Here is a 19,756-nt window from a genome sequence, read left to right on the forward strand (position 1 = left end):
TGGGTGTCTTCGCTGCTTACTCTCGATATACTCTACTTTGCTTTGATCTTGTTTGTCTGCGTTTATTAGGAGTTAAATATAAAGTAAACTGACGATATAGGTAACTTTCTATGTATAAAGCATGCCCTCTTAATTGTTTTAATGCGCTTATTTGACGTTAGGTAAGTTACAGCAAAATTTGTAATTCGATAAACTAAGCGAAAATCAGGAGTGTTGGGAGGGGACTCAACCTATGCTCTATTCTCTTTAAACCAATATTTTGCAATATTTATAACTTAATGCTCACCAAATGCTCACCTTTTTTCTGTAACTAATTGTCTGCAATTGAATGCTAAAATCAACCATTTTATATGAAGGAAGCAAAAATAGCCAACCGCTTGTTAGTAGTAATGGTCCCGATAAGGTATAATTATGGCATGTAAAATGAATATAATCCCGATAGGGTATAATTGGATAATTTATTTTATATTTGTACCCGAAAGGGTATAGATATGTTGTCAGAATATTTAAAGAGCAAAAGAAAAGCCTTAAATCTCACTCAGCAGGATCTCGCTTTAAAAGCTGGGGTCGGTCTAAGAGTTGTCCGTGAGATGGAACAAGGAAAGCCGACATTAAGAATGGATAAGGTCAATCAAGTTTTGATGTTGTTCGGCGCAGAACTAGGAGTGATATCAAAAGTAAAAGAGGATGAGTAAGAAAGGTTTAGTTTATTTCAAGAACACGCTGGCGGGGATAATTGCGGAAACTGATGAAGGTTATGAATTTAGTTACGATGACGATTACTTGGAGAATAAAAACGCAAGACCCGTGAGCTTAACACTCCCGCTTTCCTCTCTGAAATATGAAAGTAAAGTGCTTTTTGCTTTTTTTGATGGATTGATACCTGAGGGTTGGTTATTGGATTTGGCAACAACACACTGGAAGGTCAAAAGCAATGACCGGTTTGAACTGTTGCTTTTAACATGCCGGGATACAATTGGGGCGGTGACAGTTACACCTGAAAAAGATTAATTATGGCAAATTGTTGGTTTTGTTATCAGGATGCGGGTACATCCTCATATCATGAAAAATGTTCAAAGCATTTTTTTGGTACTACCAAAGTACCTGAGCTAGAATTGAACAATAAGCTACTGAAATCGTTGGCTGACCAGACCATCAACGAGAGGATTGCTATGACCGGAGTTCAGCCTAAACTCTCCGTTACACTGGAAAAGAAGAAAGAACAGAACCGGTTGACTATAGTAGGACTTTGGGGAGAATACATACTCAAACCACAGCATCCTGATTTTCCGGAAATGCCACAGTCAGAAGATTTGACCATGCATTTGGCGACTGTATTTAAAATGCCTACTTGCGATCATACTTTAATGGAAGCGTCAGGCGGCAGTTTAGTTTATTTGGCCAAAAGATTTGACAGGGTGAAAGGCCAAAAAGTTCATATGGAAGATTTCTGCCAACTTTCTGAATTTTTAACAGAAAGTAAATACAAGGGATCTTATGAAAAGATTGGCAAGCTCATCCTAAAATACTGCACTCAAACTGGCTTTGATGCGCTCACCTATTTTGAGCTGGTATTATTTTCTTACTTAACAGGAAACAATGATATGCACTTAAAGAACTTTTCTGTGCTACATACAGACCAAGGAATAAATCTAAGTCCTGCTTATGACCTTCTCAATGTGAATCTCGTTAATCCACAAGATGATGAAGAATTAGCCATGACATTGAACGGCAAAAAGAAAAAAATAAAATTAGCTGATTTCGATTTGTTGGCAAAAATGATGAATATACCTGGAACCACTGTTAGGAATACCTACAACAAATTTTCCGCTAGTAATAAACAAGTTGAAGAAATGATCGAGTTATCATTCTTAAGCGCTGATAAAAAAGAATTATATCAAGAAATCTGGAATAAAAAGCAAGGGCTATTTAATTAACAGCAATCCACTTTTACCTATCTTTCAAAGTGTTAGGTTGTCGCAAAAACTATTACCGAAAAGGCTTCAAAATAAATTGGGTAGAATATTATTTATAAGTAGTGAATCAGGTGTTAATATACCCGAAAATATGATTCATTATGGAATGAATAAGGTTGCGATGATGGCTATTAGTAATGGCTTATCAAAACTAACGAAAGGTGCAGAGGTAACAGTAAATACGATTTTGGGCAGACCTACCTATTCAAATGGTGTAGCCACAACTGTTACAAAGCTTGCAAAAGCGAACTGTCTATGCGTAGAACTAATGAAATATCTATCATTCAACAAACAAATCCAAATTCACTTTTAAGCAGATGGTGGAACTTTGAGAATAATCTATATAAGATTTTATATATCTTGAAAGAGGTTTTTTCAGCATGTTTTACTACTTTATTGACCATTCCTTCAAAAAAAAACTACTCGAGTCTGTAGTGATTTTTAAAAACGAATAAGTTTTAGTAAAATAACTTTCTATGTTTGCGTTCTACGGCTTGAGAATTTGCGAAAACTGAGTGCCACATAAAAACTTATTTGGGAATCATTAAAGGGAGAATTACAGGATATAGGTTTTTTTAAAAAAAAATACTTTGAGGTTTTAAAGCATTAATTGCAACCCAAAAGAAGTTAAATCATTCAATAATTATAAAACACATATAATCTTTATTTATGAAAAGAATCCAAATTCTCTTATTTATATATATTGTTCTATTTTCTTTTGGAACGATGGCGCAAAGTAAAAATCGCCCAAATTCGCAAGCCGGGAACACCAAAAAGGACTCAGTGGAGGGTGTAAATCTTTTCAAAATCGCCTATTTTGGGTCTTCAGTACCTTATGGTCAAGGTGCCACAAATAACGATGGGTATACCAACATCTATACTAAAATTTTAGATGAGCGGACTAAAAATGGAGGTTATCCGTGGGAAACCGTTAACATTAGTATTCCTGGAAATAATACAGTTGGCGTATTAAACCGATACACTCGTGACCTTACGTCTAAAAAATTAAAATATGTGATTTTTGCACTTGCCTTAGGCAACGAAGGTATTCACGAAAACGGGGAGCCTGCTTTTGATCAGTTCAAAAAAAACATCAAAATATTGGTAGAGAAAGCCAGAGCTGACGGAATGACTCCCGTAATAACGAACAGCTACACCCGTAATGACTATAATTTGGTGGATTACGGATATATTAAACAGATGAATTTATTTATTCACCTGTTAGATGTGCCAAGCGTTAATTTATTAGGAGCTGTGGATGATTTAAAAGGGCGCTGGAGTAATGGTTACTGGGCGGATAGCGCCCATCCAAATGACAAAGGACACAGAGAGATGGCTTATACATTAGTGCCATCGTTATTTGATGCACTTAACAATAAAAAGCCAATACCTAAAAAGCTAGATAGTTCATCGTCAATACTTAAGAAACGAAACCATACTGTGTTGAGTTTTGTGCCAGAGAACATTGTACATCCATTCACTGTTGCATTTACTTTTAATTCATCTTCATCGGGTAAATTGATGGCAATAGAGGGAGCTGATGGAGAATCTACAATATCTAATGAAAACGGTGTATTGAAATATACGTCCCCAAAAGGCAATGCCATCATCGGTAAAACACCGATAAATGATGGTAAATGGCATAAGGTTGTTTTTACACACTATCACGCAGAAGGAGTCTCCACATTATACTGCGACAGTACTGCCCAAGGTAATGTTAAGGGAAAGCTTTTTATAAATAGTATAAAGTTTGGAGGGAACGAAATGCCTAAAAAAGTTTTTTATAGAGATCTGATGTTTTGGCGATCAGGGATGAATTCAGAGGAAGTAAGATACATCACCAGAGATTCCTTATTAAAATCTAGTTTAGAATTATACGCTCCACTGAGTGGGGCAAGGAAGAAACTGAATAAAGCTAACATTGTTAATTTGGCACAAAGTAGAAATAAACTGGTACTAATCGAAAAAGACTAAACTTATTATTGCGTTTTTCTTCTCTCCTAAAAGCGGGGCGAGTAAAAAGATGAGATTATTTTTAATAAGATTCATATTTAGACTAAGCACAAGAAAGCGAATTTCGATAAGTATAAATGGAATGTAATTGGATATTTAGTGATTTATAATTATCATTGCTAAATCGTTTTATTTAATTTTTTAGGACATATAGCTCATTAGTAGTCTTACATTTTATTTTGAAGGGTGTTGACGGGAGATACACCAATAATTAAAAAAAAACCAAAAATCGATGATGAAGCGTTTTCTACTTTTTGTACCACTTATATTTATTTTTTATGGTAATAGTTTGTATTCTCAAACGGCATACTTTGTTGATGGTTTCCACGGTGGTATTTGGGGGCATTATCCTGAAAAATACACAAGTTTTATAATTACTCAACTAGATAAACATCCGCAGTGGAATATAAACTTAGAAATTGAGCCTGAAACCTGGGACAACGTAGCCATTACAGATAAAGAAGCTTATCTACAGCTTCAGTCTCTTGTGAAAAATCAATCTAAACGTAAAAGAATTGAATTTGTTAATCCAGCTTACGGGCAAAGTTATATGTTTAATATCTCCGGAGAAAGTATTATTAGACAGTTTAGTTACGGAATTGATAAGATTAGATTCCATTTCCCAGAGGTTCAATTCCATACTTATTCTTCAGAGGAGCCTTGTTTTACCAGTGCACTACCAGGTATATTACGGTCATTTGGGTTTAAATATGCTTCATTAAAAAACCCTAATACATGTTGGGGCGGTTATACCAGAGCGTTTGGTGGCGAATTAGTAAACTGGATTGGTCCCGATGGCACAAGTATTTTAACTGTTCCCCGCTATCAAATCGAGCTATTAAAAGAATCATCTACTTGGGAGACTATCGCAAACGATAACGCCGTTGACTTTCTTCAATCAGCATTTAAGTTTGGGATAAAGTCGCCAGTAGGAATGTGCTTGCAAGATGCCGGTTGGAGGTTTGGGCCTTGGCTAAGGAAAGACTTTTATATGCCTACAGAATATACCACTTGGGCAAATTATTTTGAGAACGTAGCTGACCGATCAAAAGTTACCGACTGGAATTTTAGCCAAGAAGATTTGCAGGTAAGTTTGGTGTGGGGAGCGCAGATTCTTCAGAAACTAGCACAAAACGTAAGAATAGCCGAAAATAAAATTGTTCAGGCAGAAAAAGTTGCTTCCATCAAAACGCTAGATAGTAAAACTGTTTATCCTGCTGTTTCTCTTGATAATGCATGGAAATCATTATTGTTAGCTCAACATCACGACTCATGGATTGTGCCTTACAACGTGTTGGATGGGCAAACATGGGCAGATAAGGTTAAAAGTTGGACAGCTTTTACTGATACAGTAAGCGATAGTATTATCAGGACAAAAACCGACGAAATAAAGTTTGATAATAAAGTACTTAAAATTTATAACACAACTTTAAGTGCTAGAGAGGAATGGGTTTCGGTAGCTATTCCTCACGGCTGGAATCCTCACAGAACTTCAATTGCTGATGAAAATCATAAACTGTTAGATGCTCAGGTGGTTGGGTCTGATAAAACCCAGATTAAACTTTTATTTAAGGCTAAAGTGAAACCCTTTGGGTATAATAAATTCTATTTTAAAAAAGGTATACGAACTAAGTTTTCTGGAGCAGAGGTCAAAAAATTAGCAGATGGTGATTTTGTAATGGAAACCAATTTATACAAGCTTGTTATAGACAGCAAACGAGGTGGCATTATCAAAAACCTAATTGCAAAAAACATGAATAATAAGGATTTTGTGGACAACCTATCTGATAGAGGTTTTAATGAGTTACGTGGATATTTCTATAATAAGGGAGGCTATCATTCAAGTGGGGATAAGTCTGTAGAAATTGCCATAGTCGAAAACGGACCAGCCAGAATTAGTTTGTCTATTACAGGTGAAATTGCCGGTGAAAAATTTCAACAGCTTATTACCATGGATCAAGGGCAAGAAAGAATTGACTTTAAACTAAACATAGACTGGAAATCAAATCAAGGAATAGGTGCCTATAAAGAAAACAATTATCAAGATGCTGAACATAAGAAAGCATTTTATAACGATAAGTATAAACTGCTCACCTTGTTTCCTTTAAACTTAAAAGGACAAAAAGTTTTTAAAAATGCACCATTTGATGTTACTGAAAGCAAGTTAAAGAATACTTTTTTTAGCTCGTGGGATAGCATTAAAAATAACATCATTTTAAACTGGGTGGATGTTGTTGATGAAAAGGGAGAATATGGTTGTGCTTTATATACCGATCATACTACAAGTTACACCCATGGAGAAAACTTCCCGCTAGGGTTGAATGTTCAATACTCTGGAAAAGGACTTTGGGGTATGGACTATACAATTAAGGAGGCAACCGAAATTTGTTATTCGTTAATTCCGCACAAAGGAGACTGGAAAGTTGCTGAATTATGGCAAAAGAACGAGCTGATAAATGAGCCATTACTAGCCGTTAATTCAGGAGAAAATAGGTTAATGAGTCCAAATCCACTACTCACTACAGATCAAAAAGGATGGGTGCTATCTTCAAGTGTTTTTGATGGTAATGATCTTTTGGTTAGAATATTTAATGCGAGCGGTAAAGATACGGCGGGAGATTTAAAATTGGGCTTCAATGCTTCAAAAGCACAAACGGAGGAGTTAAATGGTGTTTTAATCCAATCGCTCATGATTGGGAAAGCTAATAATTCTATAGCCAATCTAAAAATGTCTATTCCTAGTTTTGCTTTTAAAACGATTAGATTTTTTGACGTTAATAAATCAGAAAGAAAAAGAGGTGGGCTTGACTAAAAAGTAGGATGAAAATTAATCTAGTTTTAGGAGTTGATATAAGTGCTTCGCACATTAAAGTTGCTTTGGTAGATTTAGAGACCAAAAAGATCATGGACGATTCTTATGTTAGACAACCGATAAATTCATGGGGTAACGCCGATGAAATTATTAATTCGTGGACATCTATAATTTTAAGTGCATTTGATAAACAAAAAATTGCTGAAAAGTATATCCGTATTGCAATGCCAGGTCCCTTTGACTATGCAAACGGTGTATCTTTAATGCTAGGCCAAAAAAAATACGATTCGCTTTACGGGTTGAGTGTAAAACAGTTATTGGCTAAAAAATTAAATATCCCATCAGAAAATATTCGATTTTTAAATGATTCCACTTGTTTTCTTAATGGGGAATTGTCATATTCTGATGGTTTTAGAAATCAAACCGTAATTGCGCTCAATATAGGCACTGGTTTAGCAAGTGCGGTATATAAAAATGGTATCTCGGTAGACGCCCAATTATGGAATTCATCTTTTCTTGACTATACTGCCGAAGATTACATTTCTTCTGGTTGGTTTTTGAAAGAGTACGTGAAATTAACGGGTATTAATATCATCAATATTAAAGGTTTGCGTAGGATTTATTCCAAATCCCCAGTGGCAAGAGAGCTTTTTAAAGCTTTTTCAGTTAATCTTGCTAATTTTATTTATGAATTTGTTTTAAGGGAAGAGCCCGATTATATCATTTTAGGAGGCGAGGTGCTTGATGCCTATCCATGTTTTAAAACGGATTTGGGGAAGAATTTAATCAAAAAAAATATAAATGTACCTTTAATTCTCTCTAAAGCAGATCCGTACTCAAGCGTATTAGGTGCGGCGCTCAGCGGTGGTAATTAGCGAGTAGCGCAGTAATTTCCGTTGATAAATCCACAATATTGAAATATAGCTAAAAGGAAGGTCGAATTTTATTTAGTTGAGTTATTGTTTAACAGATCAAAATTATGCCTCTAAAGCTGTTTAAGCCTTTTGCTAAATCGTTTTTTTTGTATAATTTAGCACTATCCAATTATAATGTCAGAGATACGTCTTTAAAGCTATACGTCTGAAAAACTAAATGACAATATGAAACAAAGAATTGCTTCAATTATAATCATGTTAGCCCTTTCATCAGCCATGAATGCTCAAGAGGTTAAACCTTTTAATGATGGAGACAAAATTGCTTTTGTTGGCAATAGCATAACGGAAGCAGGATTTTATGAAGCTAATATTTGGCTTTACTACATGACTCGTTTTCCCGAAAAAAGAATTAAGATTTTCAATAAAGGGGTTGGGGGCAATGTTGCAAGTCAGATCAATTACAGATTAGAAGATGACGTATTGGTTGAAAAACCAAATGTGGTGTTGATCACTTTTGGGATGAATGACAGTAAGTATATGGAGTATATGAATGCTGTTCCAAGCGCTAAAGCGGTAAATGCAATTGTAAACGAGTCAAGAATTGGCTTTGAAGGTATTGAGGCAAAACTGAAGCAAGTGCCTAATGTTCGAAAAATCATTATGTCGTCGTCTCCTTACGATGATGGGATGGAGAAACAGAAAAGTGATGAACATATCCTATTTGGCAAAGTAGCCACTATGGAGAAAATAACCGATTTTCAGAAAGCCATCGCTAAAGAAAATAACTGGGAGTTTTTGGATATTATGCATCCAATGATGGAGATTAACCAACAACAGCAAAAGATTGACCCAAAATATACACTTACTGGTAGTGATAGAATCCATCCGGGAGAAGAAGGGCATTTTATTATGGCTTATCTTTTTTTGAAAGCCCAGGGATTTGCAGGTAAACCTATCGCAGATGTAGAGATTGATAGCAAGTCAAAAAAAGTGTTGAAGGAAGTGAATAGCAATATATCTTCGTTGACATTTAATCAAAATGGTTTAAGTTTCGATTACTTAGCTAAATCACTGCCTTTTCCAATTGATACCATTGAGCACAGATGGTTAAATCCAGATAAGCAGTCTAACGCTTTAAAGGTTATTCCGTTTATAAAAGAAATGAATCAGGAGGTTTTGAAAATTAATAAGCTCAAAAGTGGTTTGTACAATTTAGCAATAGACAACAGAATGATAGGTGTATTTACCGCGGAACAGTTGCAAACAGGTGTTAATTTAGCGAATTATCCAAATACCCCTCAATATTTACAGGCAACTAACGTGATGTATCTTAACAGACAGCGTAAAGAAACAGAAGATCAATTGCGACAATATGATTGGTTAAAATTTAATTTTTTGAAAGAGAAAGGTTTGCTTTACAAAGACGATATGGCAACACTAGACACGCTGCACAAGCAAGCGAAAAAAGACTGGGCTGTGGCAAGTAAGATGGCGAATTATGAATACAGCCGTTTTCCGGAAGTGAGGGCGATGTGGAAAGATAATATGGATATATTGACGGATAAAATATATAGTATAAATAAACCTATAAAACGTCAAGTAAGACTTGAATTATTAAATATAACAAATTAGAAAGAAGCCTTGATGAGGTCAAATTTAGGTTTTTTTTAGAATAGCACTGCTTAAATTCAATGCTATCTTGTATTATAAATATTTATGATTTAATATTTTTTTTTAATTAATTACCAGTTCAAAAAGATGAATAAAAGCAACTTCCTTTTCTTGGGATTACTCTTTACCACGGTATTTTCGGCATGTAAAATACAAAAAACAAATTCTCAAAAACCCACAGCTTACGTTAATCCGTTCATTGGTGCAAGCACAAATGTTGGGGATGCTGGTACTTATCATGGTTTGGGAAAAACCTTCCCTGGTGCTACAACTCCCTATGGAATGGTGCAGGTTAGCGCAAACACAATCACAGGTGGCGATAATGGCTCTGGATATAGTAGTGAACATGGTAGCATAGAGGGATTCGCTTTTACACAGATGAGTGGCGTGGGATGGTTTGGTGATTTAGGCAATTTTTTAGTGATGCCTACCACCGGACCTTTAAAAACAAACTCAGGTTCTCTAGAAAAACCTGACGATGGTTATCGCTCAAGGTATAATAAAAAATCAGAAAAAGCTTCCGCTGGATATTATGAAGTTGATTTAACGGATTACAATATCAAAACAGAATCAACGGCGGCTCCTCATAGCGGAATGTTGAGATTTACCTTTCCAAAAAATGAACAGTCAAGAATTCAAATTGATTTAGCTCGAAGAGTAGGTGGTACTTCAACAAGTCAGTACGTGAAAGTTGTAAACGACCATACCATTGAAGGATGGATGAAATGTACACCAGAAGGTGGCGGATGGGGCGATGGAGATGGGAAAGCGGATTATATCGTTTACTTTCATGCTGAATTTAGTAAACCATTCAAAAATTACGGCTTTTGGTCTGCCGATATTCCTGACAGCTGGTCAAGAAAAAGAGAAAGCGTAACCAGTGAGCAATATCAACAACGTATTGCTGAGGCTAAGGTGATAGTAGGAACGCAGGAGCAAGAGGGTAAACACTTAGGCTTTTATACCGAATTCCCTACTTCAGAGCAAGAACAGGTAGTGTTAAAAGCAGGAATTTCTTTTGTAAGTATCAACGGTGCAAAAAAGAATTTAAATGCAGAAGTAAAAGATTTTGATTTTGATGCCGTTCATCAAAATGCAATAACATTATGGGAGAACTCGCTTGCTAAAATAAAAGTAGAAGGTGGTTCAGAAGAAGAGAAAACAGTTTTTTACACCGCTTTATATCACACACAAATTGACCCCAGGATATTTGAAGATGTTGATGGATATTATCCCGGAGGTGATGGCGTTGCTCGTCAATCTGAGAATTTCACAAAAAGAACGATTTTTAGTGGGTGGGATGTTTTTAGAAGTCAGATGCCACTGCAGACTATCATTAACCCTTTGTTAGTGAGTGATATGATTAATTCTTTAGTTACCCTAGCCGACGAGAAGGGTAAAAGTTATTTAGAAAGATGGGAGTTTTTAAATGCCTACACCGGGTGTATGATTGGCAACCCTGCGGTTTCTGTAATTGCTGATGCTTATGTAAAAGGAATTAGAGGTTTTGACATTCAAAAAGCTTATCAGCTTTCTGTAAATAGTGTAAATGAATTTGGAAATGGAGCAAGAGGGTTTTCTTATGAACCTTTTGGGATTTCAAACACGCTAGAATATGCTTATTTTGATTGGTGCGTTTCGGAAATGGCGAAAGGATTAGGTAAAACCGCTGATCAGAAAAAGTACCTAGAACGATCAAAAGATTACAAAAATATTTTTGATAAAGAGAAAAACTGGTTCAGACCTAAAGATAAAGATGGGAAATGGTTACCCTGGCCAGAAGAAGGTAGGTTAAAACAATGGTACGGTTCTGTAGAGAGCAATCCTTACCAACAAGGTTGGTTTGTGCCACAAGATATAGACGGAATGATTGGATTGATGGGCGGAAAGGAAAAAGTAAAAGCAGATCTGGAGAACTTTTTCGAAAAAGCCCCTAAAGATGTGATGTGGAACGATTATTACAACCATGCTAACGAACCAGTTCATCATGTTCCTTTCTTGTTTAATAGAGTAGGGGCGCCATGGCTAACGCAAAAATGGACTCGCTTAATTTGCAAAAGAGCCTACAAAAATTCTGTAGAAGGCTTGGTAGGAAACGAAGATGTTGGACAAATGTCGGCATGGTATGTTTTAGCTGCTAGCGGGATTCATCCTATCACGCCAGGTAGTACAAGGTTCGAAATCACAAGTCCGGTGTTTAAAACAGTTTCTTTAAATGCAGATAATGATAATAAATTCACCATTACGGCTAAAAATAATTCTCCAGAAAATATCTACATCCAAAAAGCCACACTTAACGGAAAAGCGTATGATAAATGCTGGTTAGATTATGAAACTATTATTAAGGGAGGTAACCTTGAGTTGGAAATGGGTTCACAACCGAATAAAAATTGGGGATTAGCTATTTAAACGCATGGGTTTTATTGAATAAATAGGTTAAAAATTTTCATTTTATGGATGTTTTTACTTGTAAGGCTGAAAACTTATATTGCCACGGTTGATACGGCATTAACTTACAGCCTTCAATGAAAAAGGAGATTAAGGTGGTTGTAATTGAACCAGAAGGATATAATAGTATAGAACGGTTTCCGTTGGTTTACTTACTTCATGGTTTTTCTGGAAACTATAAAGATGTAACAAAAAATGTTCTGGCTATTGAAGAGCTGGCAGATTAATATCATATTATTATTGTTGTTGTCAGGATCGTAATTACGCAAGTTGGTGTTTTTGATAGCCCCGAACAGGCAGAAGCCCGATATTAAACCTATATCTCATAAGAATAGTTGACTTGGATAGATGCGCATTACAAAACCATCGCTTATAAAAACGCTAGAGGGATTACCAGTGTATCTTGCTTTCAAATATCAAGATGTTTTTTAGCGTTGCTAGAAGTATGATCGGAGGAGCCGATCTGCATCCTTTTCCTAATAACTGGGATATCGCCAAGCTTTTTGGCACTCATGCTGTTTATTCGGAAAGGTGGGAACAGAATAGCGTAGTTAATTTAAGGCATTTACTCACACCAAATTCACTTAAAATCATTAGTCAATGTGGTGATGATTTTTATAAGGTGGATGTAGCGCTACATGATAAATTATTGTTTGATAACATTCCTCATACTTTTATAACAGGGCTAGGTGGGTATACTTGGTCACATATCCTTAAATACCAGCTATTGTTTATGGGTATAAATTTTAAAATTCGCCAATTAAAATATATTATCGATTTTTTATTTCAAATTTGCTAAACTGTTTTAGTATTTAGGTATTGATCTTTTTAATTTTAAATAAACAGAATTTAACAATCAATATATTAACGTATCAATATAAATTTTTAAAAAATGCTTAAAACTTGGTTTTTAAATTTTATTATTTATTTCATATCTTCAGGTTTTTTTTATCTTTTTTTTTCTTTTTTTTTGAAGAAAAATCAATCAAAGAAAATTCAATTATTAGATGCTCCAATAAGTCATAGATTTAGAGAGTTTAAAAATTCTTTTATAGCGATTATCTTTTCTACAAGTATTTCTTTATTAATTATAAACCCATATACCATTCCATACACATTAATGTATATGGACGGCGATAAGTACGGAATACCATATTTTATATTCAGTATTTTAGTGTGTCTTTTTTTGCATGACACCTATTTTTATTGGACTCATAGGTTACTGCATCGGCCTTTTTTTCGTTTCGTACATAAAGTTCATCATCAATCAACTAATCCTACTTCGTGGAGTGCTTTCGCTTTCCATCCTATAGAGGCAATTATCCAGGCATTCATCCTATCATTGTTGCCGTTTATTATTCCTTTACATCCCATAGCATTACTTGTTTTTTTTATTATTATAATGATTTGGGATGCCTATGGTCATTCAGGTTTCGAAATTTTTTCTAAACGTTTTTTGATGTCTAAATGGGGGAGGTGGATTAACTCATCTATTACTCATAATATGCACCACGAATTTTACGAAGGTAATTATGGGTTATACTTCAGATTTTGGGATATTTGGATGAAAACGTCACATCCAAAATATAACGACCATATTGTTAAGGTAAAAGACAGAGAGGCGAAAAAGAAACCATAATGAGGTAAAACTAATTGGTAAAAATGGAATTAAAAAAAGTATATCTATTAATACTATTTACAGGAATTTTTTCAGCTTTTAGTGTTTTAAATGCATATTTTCTGCTTTCCTGGGTATGTTATATTCCGCTTTTTTATATTTTAAACAGTAATTCTAAACTTTCATTTTTTAAAAGTGGTTTTTGTTTTGGAATAGGCGTTTCTACAGTTTCTTTTTTTTGGATTTTTAAAGGGGCAAATGAGTTTAGTGGAAACAGTTGGATTTATGGGACTTTTCTTATTCTAATCTCCAGTTCATTATTTAGTTTATATTGGGCTGTCTTAATTAAAAGTTTAGGTATTCTTAGCTTAAAGTGTAAAAATAATCCATACTTAATGGCACTTTGTGCAGCAAGTGTTTTTGTGCTTTTTGAATCAGTTTTAAATTATGTTTTTAATAAGGCACCATATTATATGTATAATAGCGGTTATGGTTTGCTAAATAATATATATACAATACAATGGGCCTCGTATTTTGGTCTGCCAATTTTAAGTTTTATAGTGGTTTTCGTTAACTACTTAATTAGTAAGATTATAATCTCTGGCAAGTGGTTAAACTTAATATTACCTTCTGGAATTATATTATTGATTATAGGGATGGGATTTCTTATCAAACTTAAGGCAGAAAATGATGTGATTTTTCAAGGACCAATAAAAGTTGCAATTGTAGCCGAAAATGTTCCTCCGCTTTTAAAGTGGGATAATGGAGGAGGTAATGTTTTAGCTCAAAGATTATTATCTCTTAACGAACAAGCCGCATTGTTAAAACCTGATATTGTGCTTTGGTCAGAATCTGTAATCCCTTGGACATACAAGTCAGATGATGATTTGCTGCTTGAAATTCTTAAAGAACCTTATCCGGAAAAAACCACTCATATTATAGGACTAATAAGTGACCATTCTAGTAAAACAGTATATAATTCTGTCTATGGAATAGCAACTAATGGTAAAATAATAGGCAGATATGATAAACAGCAACTTTTAGATTTTGTTGAAGCTCCTATTTTGGGTTTAAGCTTGCCATTTCTTAATTTAAATAATTATTTAATAGAACCAGGCAACAAAAGCAATCCTATTATTACTCCTTATGGTAACGCTGGAATAAGTATATGTAACGAAATAGTAAATCCCAAATCTTCCGTATCTATGGTTAAGAATAATGCAGAATTTCTTCTGACTCTAAGTAATGATGGCTGGTTTAAGAATAATTACATTGTTGGATTACATTTTCTGTTCTGCCGATTAAATGCTGTTATTAGCCGGAAAGATTTGGTAACCAATAGTAATAATGGATTTTCTGGATACATAAAATACACAGGAGAGATTATGTTAAAACGTAAAAGCAATGATTTTTTTGTAGAAATGGTTGCTATTTCGTCTAATAGATTTAATAATTATAAATATTATTTTCCAAATTTAATATTAGGGATAGCTATAATCTTAATTTTTACTGTCCTTTTAAAAGAGTTTTCCTTAAAAAAAGCTTAGTAATCCAATAATAAGTAAGCAGCGATTAATCTATTTTACTTCCTAGGTCGTATTAAGAAATATTTTTTTCTTTTTATTTGCTAAATTGATTTAGTTGCTATATTTTAGTGGAAACTAATTATAAAATATTATGAAATTAAAATTACTATTATTCACACTATTTGTGTGTTTTGCAACGGCTTCCTTTGCTTCCCCAGGAGTTGTTCAAGAAAATTGGCGTTGGAATAATGATGATGCTACAGGGACTGCAAGAGCCACAGATGCATCAGGCCAAGCCGGATCTATTACTATTACCAATAACGGAGTTCTACGCTTGAGACTTATTATTAGAAGGCAAGCTGCTCCTGCAGGTGGTATGACTAATACTAATACTCTCCGCTACTCCACGGTTACTGGCAATGCCGGATCAAATTGGACTTATATTGATAATCCTTCAAATGCTGATACTAAAGCTTTTGAAATGGCACAGACAAATGCGAATGTTATTGACGGGCAAGCAATTACTTCTGGTGTATTAACTAAAGATGCGGCAGCCACAAACTTTATAAACGGCAGGTATATTTTAGCAAATTCTGGTATTAATAGTCCTGGAGTTACTCTACCTGCTGTAGGAGATTACTCAGAGGTTGAATTTCTTATTAAGCCTACTGCTGACGCTTTGCTTAATACAAGATATTATTTCTCTACAAACGATGGTGAGTATGTTGCAACTAATTTGCCTACATTGCTTGTAGGAGCTACATTACCGGTTAGCTTACTAAGCTTTGATACCAAGGCAGAAAACAATGGAGTAAGTCTTAAATGGGCAACGGCATCTCAACAGAACAATGATAAATTTGTTGTAGAGAGAAGCAACAACGGAAAGAACTGGTCAGTCGTTTCCGCAGTAAAAGGAGAGGGAAATTCTTCTTCTAAAAATGAATACTCAGTTTTGGATCAAAACCCAGAGAATGGAGTAAACTATTATCAGTTAAAACAGTATGATTTTGACGGTACATTTAAATTATTGGCCTCAAAATCAGTTAATTTTACTTTGCAATCCCCAGGAGCTGTTGTGTCGGTTTATCCTAATCCCACATTTGCTGACATAAATTTTTCATTAAACGGTTATAAAGGCGCAACAGTGAATGCTTCATTGATTAACACTCAGGGACAAATTGTTCATAAAGAAAGTTTCTCATCAAATAGCACAAACTCATACAAATTAAACCTAAGTACCAAGCTAAGCTTGGGTGTTTATATCCTAAAAATTGAAGGAGAAGGGTTTTCTTCAGCTAAAAATGTTTTAGTAAATTAATAATTGTATTTTAAAAGATATGACTGATCATTTAAGTTTTCAAGTGGTCAGTCATTTCATACATGCAAAAGCGGTATTCCCTAATTAGAATTTCGCACTTTGTAAAAAAAATAGCTTTAAATAGTTGCTAAATCGTTTTTTGTTTCTAATTTAGACGATAATTACCTATTAAGGTAAGTAACCAACCAACTGATTGTAATTAAAAAGGTTTATAATTTTCTTGAATTTTAATCCTTTGCTCCAAAGCGGGCGTTAACCTATTAATTAAATGAGAAATAATTGCTCCTTACTGGTGATTTTATTTTTAGTCACTGCGGTTCTCTATTCTTGTCAAAAAGAAAACTTTTTAGACAAAACACAGTCAACCGAACTCAATGAAAAGACTGTCTTTTTAGATAGTGCTTATACCATGGATTTCTTGACAGGTATTTATACCGATGTGGGATTTAGCACCAGCCCTACTAGGTTTGGTAATAGCGGTTTGGACGCGTCTTCAGATGAGTCCGAAGGCCCGGCTTCTGGGTCAGTTAATACTTATATCCAATTCGCCACTGGTACGGTTAACTCTAGCTTAATCACGACTGATGCATGGCGTATTCCTTATGCTAACATCAGAAGGGTTAATAAATTTCTTTTTCACTTGCCCGATGCTAAATTCGGTAACGCTTTAAAAGTAAGGACCAAAGCCGAGGCTAGATTTTTAAGGGCCTGGTATTACACATTGCTGTTGCAGCATTACGGTGGCGTGGCTATTATAGGTGATAGTACTTTTAATTCAAAAGACAGTATCCCTACTGTTAGAAGAACATACGAAGAATGTGTTAACTATATTGTGAAAGAATGCGATGCGGCGGCACAGGATCTTCCCTGGATCCAAGATGGTGAAGATTACGGAAGAGTTAATAAAGCTGCGTGTTTGGCGTTAAAAGCTAAGGTATTATTATACGCAGCTAGCCCACTGTTCAACGGTGGAGGCATAGCTACTGCGGAACCACTTAAATCTGTGGTTGCTTATCCTGCTTTTGATAAACAAAGATGGAAATTAGCGGAAGATGCCGCGGCTGAAGTGCTAAACTCCGGACAATATTCTTTGTTATTAGATAATGCAACTGAGCCTGGATATGGTTTCTATAAAATCTTTATAAAAAGAAAGAGTACTGAATTGATTTTTGCCAGAATGGTGGGCGACAATAATCAGTTAGAGAGTGTTTGGCTTCCGCCTACTCACGGTGTTACCAATCCGGCAGGATATCCTTATTTAGAAACTGTTAATGCTTTTGGGATGAAGAACGGCCTTGCCATAGACGCTTCCGGCTCTGGTTACAATCCTCAAAACCCATACGCAAATAGAGACCCAAGGTTAGCCAATAGTTTTGTGCGTGATCAATCGCTAGTTTATCATTATCCTGAATTAGCTCGAATTCCAGTAAATATTTTTGTTGATAAAACGGATCCAAATAAGGTTGTTTCTGGTCAAGATGCTATTTATAAAGGGACGCCAACAGGCTATTATACTTATAAGATGGTAGATAGAGAGGTGGTTTCCAACTGGTTTACTACAGCCACAGAGAGATGCCTTCCATTGATAAGATATGCTGAAGTTCTTTTGAATTTTGCGGAAGCAAGAAATGAGTTCTTGACTGCTCCGGATCAACAAGTTTATGATGCGGTTGAGAAAATTAGAGAGCGGGCAGGTCTAACACCTTTTGCTTTACCAGCTGGTTTGTCGCAACTTGAAATGCAGAAAATAATACGCAACGAGCGACAGAAAGAATTGGCTTTTGAAGGTCACAGATTCTTTGATGTGAGAAGATGGAAAATTGCAAGCCAAACAGAAAACCAAATGATGCATGGTACCGAGCCTGTTAAAACAGCTTCCGGCACAACTTACAATACCGTAGAGGTAAGAAAACACACGTTTACAGATAAAATGTATTTGTGGCCGCTACCTGAAAGTGAAATTAAAAAGTCAACGGAGCTATTGCAGAACCCTGGTTATTAACCTGATGAAAAAGAAAATAAAATCATGAAAAATAAAAAAACACTAACGTTTTTATGTCTGAGCTTTTGCGCCATAGCGATTTTTTTTAGTGCATGTAAAAAAGAAAAAACCGGTCAAACCACTGAAGCTACTAAGGATATCTCAGGGACGTGGCAGATTTCTCAATTGACAAGAAATGGCGAGGATTTAACCCAACGCATGGATTTAAGTAAGTTTAGGATTGTGTTTAACGAAGACAAAACTTACACACTTGTTGATAAATTGGCATTTGCTGTTGAGGAAGGCGGTGTTTATAGTTTGGATGATCCTCAATATCCATTCTCTATTATTTTAACACCACAGAGTGAACCAGATGCCAGTAAGGTTGTAAAATTTCAGTTTCCTGTAGTAGAAGGTAAAAGAAGGATGAGTTTAACGATGAGTATGGGTTGTTCAAGCAATACTTATAATTACGTATTTGAAAAGTTACAATAACATGAAGAAGCTATTTAAAATTAATACAAAAAAGGTTTTTATGCTATTGAGCTTATCAATAGTGATTTTTTTAGCACAGTGTGGCCTTGATGCATTGCTAATCACATTACCTCCACCTGGTAATGCCAATGAAGTAAGCACATTCAAATTAAAAATTAGTACAGTAGCAAAGGTAGAAAAACCTCCATATATCACTAAAATGGTAGTTGGCTTCTTAGCTCCGAAAAGTTGGAAAGTTGCGAGCAATACAGTAGTCACTTTTACAAGTGGAAAAGGCGACGGCACACTAGAACTTATTCCGGAAAGTGACAAAGAACTTAATACTGGTTTAAGTTGGCCTGAAGCTGCAAAAAAACAATTTGGAATTGGACCTAACTTAGTTAATGATCTGGAGTGGGTAGTTTACAGAAGTACTTCTACGTATTCTTTTGAGACTGATAAAAACACAGACATCAATGTAACTATCAAATCAAAATTAGGACCTGAAAATATGCTTGTTAAACTAGGCTTTTTTATTGGTGCCTCTAGAGAGGGGATCAACAATGGCGAGATGTATAAATTTGCTTTTTCAAATGCATTTGAAGTTAAAAACGGTGAAGGTGAGGTGATAGATTTTTTTAATCCTCAGTTAAGCAAGGTTGACCCTGTCAAAAGTTTAGATAATGATATTATTACATTAACCTATGATAACGGAGTTTCCGAAACTGTCTTAAGTAATACAGAAGAGATTTATTTATGCGCAACAGCATTACTTGATAATGGTAGCTCAATAGAAATCTGCGAGCAAACTGCCAAAACTAAGCTTAAGCCAATAGGGGGTAAAAGGTATATCATTGATTTTTGGCCGAGAGGTTTTTTTAATGTTCCCAAAGGGCGGTCAATTGTTAAACTTGAATATCATTTTAAAGATTTGAGTGGAATTGGAAAGGTAGGATATGGAAATACCCTAGTTCCTTTTAAATATGTTTTTAACTGTCCGTGATAGTTGCTTAAATTTTTTCTTTACTAGGGATTGATTGAAAC

17 protein-coding genes are annotated in these 19,756 nt (G+C 35.1%); all 17 read left to right on the plus strand.

Going from position 1 to position 19,756, the window contains the following annotated elements; all coding sequences use genetic code 11:
• Positions 1-491: 491 nt before the first annotated feature.
• The 17 genes from B176_RS0104830 to B176_RS0104905 all read left to right on the plus strand — a co-directional run bounded on the left by B176_RS0104830 (position 492) and on the right by B176_RS0104905 (position 19,715).
• A complete protein-coding gene (locus B176_RS0104830; protein WP_017257655.1) occupies positions 492-695 on the plus strand; it encodes a helix-turn-helix transcriptional regulator in 204 nt (67 codons plus the stop codon).
• Positions 688-1,011, plus strand: a complete 324-nt coding sequence (locus B176_RS0104835) for a HipA N-terminal domain-containing protein (RefSeq protein WP_017257656.1) — start codon at positions 688-690, stop codon at positions 1,009-1,011. The genes B176_RS0104830 and B176_RS0104835 overlap by 8 nt, the downstream gene beginning before the upstream one ends.
• A 2-nt stretch (positions 1,012-1,013) precedes the next feature.
• Positions 1,014-1,937, plus strand: a complete 924-nt coding sequence (locus B176_RS0104840) for a HipA domain-containing protein (RefSeq protein WP_017257657.1) — start codon at positions 1,014-1,016, stop codon at positions 1,935-1,937.
• A gap of 37 nt (positions 1,938-1,974) precedes the next feature.
• On the plus strand, positions 1,975-2,289 hold the full coding sequence (locus tag B176_RS20565) for an SDR family NAD(P)-dependent oxidoreductase (protein ID WP_026063158.1): 315 nt from the start codon (positions 1,975-1,977) through the stop codon (positions 2,287-2,289).
• A 356-nt stretch (positions 2,290-2,645) separates the two neighbouring features.
• On the plus strand, positions 2,646-3,950 hold the full coding sequence (locus B176_RS19015) for a GDSL-type esterase/lipase family protein (protein WP_083852683.1): 1,305 nt from the start codon (positions 2,646-2,648) through the stop codon (positions 3,948-3,950).
• Between the two features lie 271 nt (positions 3,951-4,221).
• Positions 4,222-6,801 (plus strand): glycoside hydrolase family 38 C-terminal domain-containing protein, encoded by a 2,580-nt coding sequence (locus tag B176_RS0104855; RefSeq protein ID WP_154647890.1) that lies wholly within the window; start codon positions 4,222-4,224, stop codon positions 6,799-6,801.
• 8 nt (positions 6,802-6,809) lie between these two features.
• A complete protein-coding gene (locus B176_RS0104860) occupies positions 6,810-7,676 on the plus strand; it encodes an ROK family protein (RefSeq protein WP_017257660.1) in 867 nt (288 codons plus the stop codon).
• 225 nt (positions 7,677-7,901) lie between these two features.
• The gene (locus B176_RS0104865; protein ID WP_017257661.1) at positions 7,902-9,308 is read left to right on the plus strand and encodes an SGNH/GDSL hydrolase family protein; all 1,407 of its coding nucleotides are present in this window, start codon (positions 7,902-7,904) and stop codon (positions 9,306-9,308) included.
• A gap of 126 nt (positions 9,309-9,434) precedes the next feature.
• The gene (locus tag B176_RS0104870) at positions 9,435-11,756 is read left to right on the plus strand and encodes a GH92 family glycosyl hydrolase (RefSeq protein WP_017257662.1); all 2,322 of its coding nucleotides are present in this window, start codon (positions 9,435-9,437) and stop codon (positions 11,754-11,756) included.
• A 116-nt stretch (positions 11,757-11,872) separates the two neighbouring features.
• Positions 11,873-12,022 carry an alpha/beta hydrolase-fold protein gene (locus tag B176_RS21260; RefSeq protein WP_202803334.1) on the plus strand — a complete coding sequence of 50 codons (150 nt, stop codon included), beginning with the start codon at positions 11,873-11,875 and terminating at the stop codon, positions 12,020-12,022.
• A 194-nt stretch (positions 12,023-12,216) separates the two neighbouring features.
• On the plus strand, positions 12,217-12,594 hold the full coding sequence (locus tag B176_RS21265) for a hypothetical protein (protein WP_051129993.1): 378 nt from the start codon (positions 12,217-12,219) through the stop codon (positions 12,592-12,594).
• Positions 12,595-12,687: 93 nt separating this feature from the next.
• Positions 12,688-13,434 (plus strand): sterol desaturase family protein, encoded by a 747-nt coding sequence (locus B176_RS0104880; RefSeq protein WP_017257663.1) that lies wholly within the window; start codon positions 12,688-12,690, stop codon positions 13,432-13,434.
• Between the two features lie 23 nt (positions 13,435-13,457).
• Positions 13,458-14,960 (plus strand): apolipoprotein N-acyltransferase, encoded by a 1,503-nt coding sequence (gene lnt, locus B176_RS0104885; RefSeq protein WP_017257664.1) that lies wholly within the window; start codon positions 13,458-13,460, stop codon positions 14,958-14,960.
• 130 nt (positions 14,961-15,090) lie between these two features.
• Positions 15,091-16,257, plus strand: a complete 1,167-nt coding sequence (locus B176_RS0104890) for a T9SS type A sorting domain-containing protein (RefSeq protein WP_017257665.1) — start codon at positions 15,091-15,093, stop codon at positions 16,255-16,257.
• A gap of 268 nt (positions 16,258-16,525) precedes the next feature.
• Positions 16,526-18,259: a RagB/SusD family nutrient uptake outer membrane protein gene (locus tag B176_RS0104895; RefSeq protein ID WP_017257666.1), complete on the plus strand. Its 1,734-nt coding sequence runs from the start codon at positions 16,526-16,528 to the stop codon at positions 18,257-18,259.
• Positions 18,260-18,283: 24 nt separating this feature from the next.
• Positions 18,284-18,733, plus strand: a complete 450-nt coding sequence (locus tag B176_RS0104900) for a DUF5004 domain-containing protein (protein WP_017257667.1) — start codon at positions 18,284-18,286, stop codon at positions 18,731-18,733.
• Between the two features lies 1 nt (position 18,734).
• Complete coding sequence (locus tag B176_RS0104905) at positions 18,735-19,715, plus strand: DUF4961 domain-containing protein (protein ID WP_017257668.1); 981 nt, start codon at positions 18,735-18,737, stop codon at positions 19,713-19,715.
• The last annotated feature ends 41 nt before the right edge of the window (positions 19,716-19,756 follow it).

It is taken from the genome of Pedobacter arcticus A12, assembly GCF_000302595.1.
In the GTDB taxonomy this organism is placed as follows: Bacteria; Bacteroidota; Bacteroidia; order Sphingobacteriales; family Sphingobacteriaceae; genus Pseudopedobacter; species Pseudopedobacter arcticus.

Coding starts and splice junctions, on each gene's coding strand:
- B176_RS0104865 (WP_017257661.1), top strand. CDS start 7,902: ATGAAACAAAGAATTGCTTCAATTATAATCATGTTAGCCCTTTCATCA.
- B176_RS0104895 (WP_017257666.1), top strand. CDS start 16,526: ATGAGAAATAATTGCTCCTTACTGGTGATTTTATTTTTAGTCACTGCG.
- B176_RS0104905 (WP_017257668.1), top strand. CDS start 18,735: ATGAAGAAGCTATTTAAAATTAATACAAAAAAGGTTTTTATGCTATTG.
- B176_RS0104860 (WP_017257660.1), top strand. CDS start 6,810: ATGAAAATTAATCTAGTTTTAGGAGTTGATATAAGTGCTTCGCACATT.
- B176_RS0104890 (WP_017257665.1), top strand. CDS start 15,091: ATGAAATTAAAATTACTATTATTCACACTATTTGTGTGTTTTGCAACG.
- B176_RS0104830 (WP_017257655.1), top strand. CDS start 492: ATGTTGTCAGAATATTTAAAGAGCAAAAGAAAAGCCTTAAATCTCACT.
- B176_RS0104880 (WP_017257663.1), top strand. CDS start 12,688: ATGCTTAAAACTTGGTTTTTAAATTTTATTATTTATTTCATATCTTCA.
- lnt (WP_017257664.1), top strand. CDS start 13,458: ATGGAATTAAAAAAAGTATATCTATTAATACTATTTACAGGAATTTTT.
- B176_RS0104840 (WP_017257657.1), top strand. CDS start 1,014: ATGGCAAATTGTTGGTTTTGTTATCAGGATGCGGGTACATCCTCATAT.
- B176_RS0104900 (WP_017257667.1), top strand. CDS start 18,284: ATGAAAAATAAAAAAACACTAACGTTTTTATGTCTGAGCTTTTGCGCC.
- B176_RS0104870 (WP_017257662.1), top strand. CDS start 9,435: ATGAATAAAAGCAACTTCCTTTTCTTGGGATTACTCTTTACCACGGTA.
- B176_RS19015 (WP_083852683.1), top strand. CDS start 2,646: ATGAAAAGAATCCAAATTCTCTTATTTATATATATTGTTCTATTTTCT.
- B176_RS0104835 (WP_017257656.1), top strand. CDS start 688: ATGAGTAAGAAAGGTTTAGTTTATTTCAAGAACACGCTGGCGGGGATA.
- B176_RS21265 (WP_051129993.1), top strand. CDS start 12,217: ATGTTTTTTAGCGTTGCTAGAAGTATGATCGGAGGAGCCGATCTGCAT.
- B176_RS21260 (WP_202803334.1), top strand. CDS start 11,873: ATGAAAAAGGAGATTAAGGTGGTTGTAATTGAACCAGAAGGATATAAT.
- B176_RS0104855 (WP_154647890.1), top strand. CDS start 4,222: ATGATGAAGCGTTTTCTACTTTTTGTACCACTTATATTTATTTTTTAT.